Annotated in this window: 8 protein-coding genes and 2 pseudogenes; 5 read left to right on the top strand and 5 right to left on the bottom strand. The window is 67.3% G+C overall.

The window, feature by feature from the left end; all coding sequences use genetic code 11:
* The first annotated feature begins 2 nt into the window (after window positions 1-2).
* The 4 genes and pseudogenes from RMQ73_RS13790 to RMQ73_RS13805 all read left to right on the top strand — a co-directional run bounded on the left by RMQ73_RS13790 (window position 3) and on the right by RMQ73_RS13805 (window position 2,047).
* Window positions 3-479, top strand: coding sequence for an ArsI/CadI family heavy metal resistance metalloenzyme (locus RMQ73_RS13790; protein ID WP_310498892.1), 477 nt, complete (start codon window positions 3-5; stop codon window positions 477-479).
* Window positions 479-790 (top strand): annotated as a pseudogene (locus tag RMQ73_RS13795) (ArsC/Spx/MgsR family protein); the annotation flags it as partial. The gene RMQ73_RS13790 and the pseudogene RMQ73_RS13795, both read left to right, overlap by 1 nt.
* A 91-nt stretch (window positions 791-881) precedes the next feature.
* Window positions 882-1,559 carry an MIP/aquaporin family protein gene (locus RMQ73_RS13800; protein WP_310498893.1) on the top strand — a complete coding sequence of 226 codons (678 nt, stop codon included), beginning with the start codon at window positions 882-884 and terminating at the stop codon, window positions 1,557-1,559.
* Window positions 1,556-2,047: an N-acetyltransferase family protein gene (locus tag RMQ73_RS13805; RefSeq protein WP_310498894.1), complete on the top strand. Its 492-nt coding sequence runs from the start codon at window positions 1,556-1,558 to the stop codon at window positions 2,045-2,047. Before RMQ73_RS13800 ends, RMQ73_RS13805 begins: the two co-directional genes overlap by 4 nt.
* Here RMQ73_RS13805 and RMQ73_RS13810 read toward each other — a convergent pair.
* The 3 genes from RMQ73_RS13810 to RMQ73_RS13820 are packed head-to-tail and all read right to left on the bottom strand — an operon-like array spanning window position 2,039 to window position 3,655.
* Window positions 2,039-2,803: a sulfite exporter TauE/SafE family protein gene (locus RMQ73_RS13810; RefSeq protein WP_310498895.1), complete on the bottom strand. Its 765-nt coding sequence runs from the start codon at window positions 2,801-2,803 to the stop codon at window positions 2,039-2,041. The two genes, RMQ73_RS13805 and RMQ73_RS13810, sit on opposite strands and share 9 nt — an antisense overlap.
* Window positions 2,800-3,333: a rhodanese family protein gene (locus RMQ73_RS13815; RefSeq protein ID WP_310498896.1), complete on the bottom strand. Its 534-nt coding sequence runs from the start codon at window positions 3,331-3,333 to the stop codon at window positions 2,800-2,802. The genes RMQ73_RS13810 and RMQ73_RS13815 overlap by 4 nt, the downstream gene beginning before the upstream one ends.
* The gene (locus tag RMQ73_RS13820) at window positions 3,302-3,655 is read right to left on the bottom strand and encodes a metalloregulator ArsR/SmtB family transcription factor (protein WP_310498897.1); all 354 of its coding nucleotides are present in this window, start codon (window positions 3,653-3,655) and stop codon (window positions 3,302-3,304) included. The genes RMQ73_RS13815 and RMQ73_RS13820 overlap by 32 nt, the downstream gene beginning before the upstream one ends.
* Window positions 3,656-3,717: 62 nt before the next feature.
* On the opposite strand from RMQ73_RS13820, the gene RMQ73_RS13825 reads away from it, so the two are divergent.
* Window positions 3,718-4,590 carry an MBL fold metallo-hydrolase gene (locus RMQ73_RS13825; RefSeq protein WP_310498898.1) on the top strand — a complete coding sequence of 291 codons (873 nt, stop codon included), beginning with the start codon at window positions 3,718-3,720 and terminating at the stop codon, window positions 4,588-4,590.
* 6 nt (window positions 4,591-4,596) lie between these two features.
* Here the strand turns inward: RMQ73_RS13825 and RMQ73_RS13830 are convergent, their stop codons facing one another.
* Both RMQ73_RS13830 and RMQ73_RS13835 read right to left on the bottom strand, forming a co-directional pair.
* Window positions 4,597-5,913 (bottom strand): hemolysin family protein, encoded by a 1,317-nt coding sequence (locus tag RMQ73_RS13830; RefSeq protein WP_310498899.1) that lies wholly within the window; start codon window positions 5,911-5,913, stop codon window positions 4,597-4,599.
* 102 nt (window positions 5,914-6,015) lie between these two features.
* A pseudogene (locus RMQ73_RS13835) lies at window positions 6,016-7,009 on the bottom strand (phenylalanine--tRNA ligase subunit beta); the annotation flags it as partial.

Raw genomic sequence — 7,009 nt, forward strand, 5'->3', positions numbered from 1 at the left:
GCATGAAACGCTTGCACGTCCATGTCGGGGTCGATGACCTTGATCGCTCCATCCATTTCTATTCGGCGCTGTTTGCCGCGCAGCCGACGGTGACGCGGCCCGATTATGCCAAATGGATGCTCGAGGACCCCCGCGTCAATTTCGCGATCTCCACCGGCCATGCGGCGCGCGGCATCGAGCATCTGGGCATCCAGGTCGAAAACGAGGGCGAACTTGCCGAAGTGACAGCGCGCCTCGCGGCGGCCGATGGCCCGGTGCTCGATGAAGGCGCCGCCACCTGCTGCTATGCACAGTCCACCAAGGCCTGGATCAGCGATCCGCAGGGCGTTGTCTGGGAAACCTTCCTCACGCACGGCGGCGCCGAGGCCTATGGCACGTCGCCGGCACTGGAGCGGTTGGCGGCGTCAGACGCGGCCGCCGCTGGCAATTGCTGCGCCCCGGCGATTGCCTGCGCTCCCAAAACCAGCGGTTGCCGCTGATGCCGGTCATCATCTGGCACAACCCGGCTTGCGGCACATCGCGAAACGCCCTTGCCTTGCTGCGCGATTCTGGCGTGCCGGTCACGGTGGTCGAATATCTCAAGACCCCGCCCGATGCTGACAGCCTTGCTGCGGTGGCCAAGGCAGTTGGCGGCGCCCGGGCCTTGCTGCGCATTCGCGGCACGCCGGCAACCGAACTGGGCCTTGACCAACCCGGCGCCGGCGATGCCGCCATCCTTGCTGCGATGCTGCTGCTCCCCGTCCTCATCAACCGGCCTGTCGTGATCGGCCCCGGCGGCACTGTCCTTGCCCGGCCTGCCGAATTGGCGCTGGACGCCGCCGGCAAAGGCCTGTCACAACAGGGGGGTAAAGACCGGGCACAGACCCGGGTGGGGGAACGGCATGACCATATCACTGGGCCGGCGGCTGGTGGCCGAGGCGTTGGGCACGATGCTGCTGTTCGCCACTGTCGTGGGCGCCGGCATCATGGCCGTGAACCTGTCGGGCGGGAACAATGGCGTCGCGTTGATCGGCACCACCATCCCCATCGCTGCCATATTGGTGGTCATCATCGTCATCTTCGGGCCTGTTTCGGGCGCGCATTTCAACCCGGTGGTGACGCTGGTGGTGCGTCTCGACGGCGGCATCACCACCCGCGATGCGCTGGCCTATGTCGCGGTGCAGTTCGCGTCTGGCGCCGCCGCCATCCTCATCACGCATCTGATGTTCGGCCTGCCGCCCATCCAGATCGGCAGCGTGGCACGCACCGGCCCCGGCCAATGGCTGTCCGAGGCCATCGCCACATTCGCGCTGGTGATGACCATATTGGGCACCGGGCGTTTTCGCCCCGATATCGGGCCATATGCCGTCGCGCTGGTCATCCTGGCGGCGTGCTGGTTCACCGCCTCGACCAGCTTTGCCAACCCGGCGATCACCTTTGCCCGCTCGCTGACCGACACATTCTGCGCCATTCGCCCGGCCGATGTGCCGATGTTCATCGCCGCCCAGATCGTTGGCGCCCTGTCGGCGCGTAGCCTGGGGCACTGGCTGTTCGGCCGCGAGCCTGCCGCCGCATCATGACCATCCGCGCCGCCCGCGCCGCCGATGCCGCTGCCATTGCCGCCATCTATGCGCCCGCTGTGCTGACCGGCACCTCCAGCTTTGAAATGGCAGCGCCCGATGCCGCCGAAATGGCCGCCCGCATGGCCCGTGTGCAGGATCGCGGCTGGCCGTGGCTGGTGCATGAAACCATGGGCACCGTCGATGGCTATTGCTACGCCGCGCAATTCCGCGACCGCCCCGCCTATGCCCATAGTGCCGAAACCTCGATCTATGTCGCAGCAGCCGCGCACCGCACCGGCATCGGCAAGGCGCTGTTGATGGCGCTGGACGGCGTTGCTGCTGCCGCCGGTTTCCGTCAGCTCATCGCGGTGATCGGCGATTCCGGCAACACGGCGTCCATTCGCCTGCACACGGCATGCGGATACGTCCATGCCGGCCAGTTGCATCAGGTCGGGGAAAAATTCGGCCGGCTGCTCGATGTCGTCTACATGCAGAAATCACTGTAGGGCCCGCCAACCCACATAGGCCGCCGTTGCCAGTACCATGACGGCAAAGCCGCGCCGGGCGGCCGCAGCACGCCCCGCCAACCGCCGCGATACCGGCAGCGCCGCCAGCGTACCCAGCACGCCGCCGGCCACCATCGCTGCCAGCAACCGGCCATCCACCAGCCCGGATGCCGCATAGGACAGGCTGGTCGCAGCCCCGAACAGCACCACCGACAACAGCGACGATGCCGCCGCGTTCGCCAGCGTCATGCCGGTGGCGGCCATCAGTCCGGGCACGATCAGAAAGCCGCCGCCGATGCCGAAAAAACCGGCTGCAAGCCCGACCGCCAGCCCCAGCGGCGCCAGTTTCACGGTGCGCGCCATATCCAGCCGCACGGCCGGATCGCCCTGACCGGACTGCGGGCGCAACATGGCAAGCGCCACCAGTGCCATGGCCAGTGCAAACCAGCCCAGCAGCGCCTGACCGTCGATCTGCTTGGCAATCTGGGCGCCCGCAAGGCTGCCGGCCAGGCCGGCGCCGCCGAACACCAGTGCGCAAGGCCATTTCACGGCACCGGCGCGCGCCTGCATCGCCAGGCCGCCGGCTGCATTGATGGCCACTGCCGCCGCCGCCGTGCCAATCGCGACATGGGCGTCGGCAACACCGACAACATACAGCAGCAGCGGCGTGGCCAGAACCGACCCGCCGCCGCCGAAGACGCCTAGCAGCAACGCAATGACCGCGCCGCCCAATGCCGCAAGCAGATATGCCGTCATGCCATGACTGCTCGGTTCCACGGCATCCGCGCCAGCAACATCGCCATGCCGCAAGTGCCGCTGGCGCCGGCAAAAACCAGTCCGGCGCCGACAAATCCGGCCAGAGCGGTCCAGACAGGCCCCAGCAACCAGCCGAGCAGCACACCGGCAATCACCAGAGAACCGGCGGCAATCTGAACCTGGCGCATGATTTCAATGGGGCCGCCAGCGGCAAGGCTGATCGGCAACCCGGTGCGCGCCCAGGCATCGACCCCGCCCTCCAGCCAATGTGCCGGCCCCGCCACCATGGCCGCCAGCCGCGCTGCATGGGTGCGGGTGCGCATGCCGGACCGGCAGGCAAAGATCACCACGGCGTCGGATGCGCAGACAATCGGCGCGGCGCCCGGCTGCGAAAGCGGCCGGGACAGGCTGCCCGGCACATGGCGCCGGGCAAATTCATCGGGTTCACGCACATCGATCAGCAGCGCCTTGCCCTTGGCAACGAGGTCGGCGGCAGCGTCAGGCGATATCGGCGACAGCGCGGTCATCATGGGCGGGTTCCTTTGCGGGGGGGCAAAAAATCTCGGCCAGCGTCGCCAGGACGGCGGCAGCGGCGGGGTCGGCCAGGCGGTAGACAATCTGCTGGCCGGTGCGCCGGGTGGCAACCAGGCCTTCGGTGCGCAGCCGGGCCAGATGCTGCGACAGGGCCGATTGCGACAGGCCGACATCAAGGCTGCCGGCGGCACGCTCGCCGGCGACAAGCTGGCACAGGATCAGCAGCCGGCGCTCGTTGGCAAGGGTTCGCAGCAGCCGGGCCGCAGCAGCAGCCGAGGCAGTCAGACGCGCCAGATCGTCAGGAGAAGCAATCAACATGATCGCAATATATGAGTTGATTCTAATTTAGCAATGACTAATATTGTGCCAAGGAGAACCCCATGTCCGCCATGCAGCACGCCGACGTCGAAACCCTGTTCGACCCGGCCACCAACACCGCCACCCATATCGTCAGCGACCCCGCCACCGGCATGGCCGCCATCATCGACCCGGTGCTGGACTATGAACCAAAGGGCGCCGTCGTCAGCCATGGCTCGGCCCGGCAGCTGCTGGACAGGCTCGACCAGCGCGGCTTGACCCTGCAATGGCTGCTGGAAACCCATGTCCATGCCGATCATTTGTCCGCCGGCGACTGGCTGCGCCGGCAAACCGGCGTGCCGCTGGTCATCGGTGCCGGCGTCACGCGCGTCATCTCGGTGTTTGCACCCATGTTCGGCGCCGATGACGTATCGCTGGCCGGGGCCGCCTTCGACCGGCTGGTGCACGACGGCGACACGCTGCCGCTGGGCGACCTGACCATCACGGTCATGGACACGCACGGCCACACGCCGGCCTGTGTCACCTATCTGGTCGCCGATGCTGCCTTTGTCGGCGACACGCTGTTCATGCCGGACTATGGCACCGCCCGCTGCGATTTTCCCGGCGGCGATGCGGCGGTGCTCCATGCCTCCATCCAGCGCCTGCTCGGCTTGCCGCCGCAAACGCGTCTGTTCACCGGCCATGATTATCTGCCGGCCGGGCGCACGACCTACGCCTTCGAATCCAGCGTCGCCGCGCAGCGCGCCGGCAACGTGCATGTCCATGACGGCATCAGCGCGGCCGATTTCATCGCCATGCGCACCGACCGCGACAAGACCCTGGCACCGCCGACGCTGATCCTGCCGGCATTGCAGGTCAACATTCGTGCCGGCGCCCTGCCGCCGCCCGACCCGCAGGGCCGCTTGTTCCTGAAACTGCCGCTGACCGTCCTTTAGCGGTGGTCAGGTCAGCGGCTCACCCCGGCGCTCGGCGCTCGCCAGCACCTTGTCCACCTTGCGGCCGTCCATATCCATGATCTCGAAGCGCCAGTGACGATAACGGAAATGCTCTCCCGTTATGGGCAGGTGGCGCAAATGATCGAGCACGAACCCTGCGACCGTTTCGAAATCGCGTACATCAGGCAGGTCGAACCCCAGCCGCTCGGCCATTTCATCGGCCGGCAGCGCGCCCGAAAACAGCCAGCTGCCATCATCGCGCTCAACTGCCGGCGGGTCATTGGCATCATCGACATCGCTGCGGAACTCGCCGGCAATCGCCGCCAGCAGGTCGGCGGGCGTCACCACCCCTTCGAAATGGCCATATTCGTCATGGACCAGCGCCATCGGAATATCGGCATCCCGCAGCGCCGCCAGCGCATCGACGGCATCCAGCACATCGGGCAGCACCGGCGCATTGCGGGCCATGGCCGCCAGATCAAGGGCGCGCCCCTCGATCAGCGCCTGCACGACATCGCGCGCCTGCAACACGCCGACGATATTATCGACACTGCCGCGCGCCACCAGCAGGCGGGTGTGGGGCGTGCCGGCCAGATGCTTGCGGATGTCGGCATCACTGGCATCGGCATCGATCCAGTCGATCATGCCGCGCGGGGTCATCACACCGCGCACGCGCCGGTCGGCCAGCCGCATGATGCCCGAAATCATCTGGCGTTCGGATTGTTCGATGACGCCGGCGTGTTCTGCCTCCTGTACCACCGATCGCAGTTCCTCTTCGGTGACGCTGTTGTCGCCTTCGCGGCTCTGGCCAAGCATGCGAAACACCAGCCGACTCGACAGGTCGAGCAACCAGACAAACGGAGTCGTCACCTTGGCGAACAGCGCCATCACCGGCGCCACGCGCACGGCAATTTCCTCGGGTGATCGCAGCGCAAACTGCTTGGGCACCAGTTCGCCGACGATCAGCGACAGATAGGTGGCGATGACGATGACGGTGGCAAAGCCAACCTCCTCGGCCAGCTTGGGCGCCAGCCCGAACAGCGCCGTCAGCCGCTCGCCGACCGGCCCCGCCAGCGCCGCGCCGGAATAAGCGCCGTTGACGATGCCCACCAAGGTGATGCCGATCTGCACGCCCGACAGAAACCGGCTGCTGTCGTCGGCAAGCCTGAGCGCGGTGCGGGCGCCGCTGCGGCCCTGCGTGATCAGCGCCTTCAATCGCGGCCGCCGCGCCGACACGATCGCCAGTTCGGACATGGCAAAAAAGCCGTTGAGCACGATCAGCCCCAGGATGACGGCGGCATCAAACCAGGGGAAGGGGTGCATCGGCTCCGGGAACATTGTGCGGGACCAACTGCCCGCGCCACCCCTTCATAAGCGCAATAACGCCCCGCGCGAAGAGGGTATCAGCGCCAGGAAACGCCAGCATCAGCCGCGCAGATGCGCCCCCAGCTTCGCCGCCGCTGCCACGACCTTGGCCGATACCGCTTCGATCTGCGAATCGGTCAATGTCGCATCAGTCGGTTGCAGCGTCACTTCGATGGCCAACGACACCTTGCCTTCGCCAACCGGCGCCCCGGCAAAACGATCGAACAGACGCACGCCGGCAATCAGCGCCTTGTCGGCTCCGGCAGCGGCCCGCACCAGCGCATCGGCGGCCAGGGTGTCATCGGCGACAAAGGCAAAATCGCGCGTCACCGCCTGAAGCGCCGGCGGCACATAAGCGCCGCGCCCACGCCGGCGCGGCGGCAATGCATCCAGATAGATTTCCGCAGCAGCAACGCCGCCCTTCAGCCCCATCGCCTGCACGGTGGCGGGGTGCAACATGCCGAAATCCGCCAGCACGGCCTTGCCCAGCACCAGCCGGCCCGATTGGCCCGGATGCCACCAGGGGTCAGCCGGCGCCGCGACCGTCAACCGGTCCACGGGCGCGCCCAACAGCGACAGTGCCGCCAGCGCCTCGGCCTTGGCATCATAGGCGTCGAACATCGTCGCTGCGCCGCTTTGCCCCGACCCGCTTTGCCCCGACCCGCTCTGCCAATGCCGCGCTGTCGCTTGGCCCGTCATCAGCAGCGCCGCGCTCGGCCGCTCGCCGTCTCCCAGATAGCGTTTGCCGATCTCGAACAGCCGCACGCCGGGCTGGCCGCGATCGCTGTTGCGCTTCGCAGCGCTCGCCAGACCCGGCAACAGCGACGGGCGCATCGCGGCCATGTCGGCAGAAATCGGGTTGGTCAGGGTCCAGGCTGCGCCGCCGAACAGTTCGGCTTCGGCGGGCGGCAGAAAGCTCCAGGTGATGGCCTCGTCCATGCCGCGTGCCGCCAGCGCGCGGCGCAGCCGGCGCTCCTGCTTTTGCGCGGGCGTTGCCGTTGGCGGCGCCACGCCGGCAGGGCGGTTCATCGGAGTCGATAGCACCTTGTCGAGG

This window comes from Sandarakinorhabdus sp. (genome assembly GCF_031430775.1).
In the GTDB taxonomy this organism is placed as follows: domain Bacteria; phylum Pseudomonadota; class Alphaproteobacteria; order Sphingomonadales; family Sphingomonadaceae; genus Sandarakinorhabdus.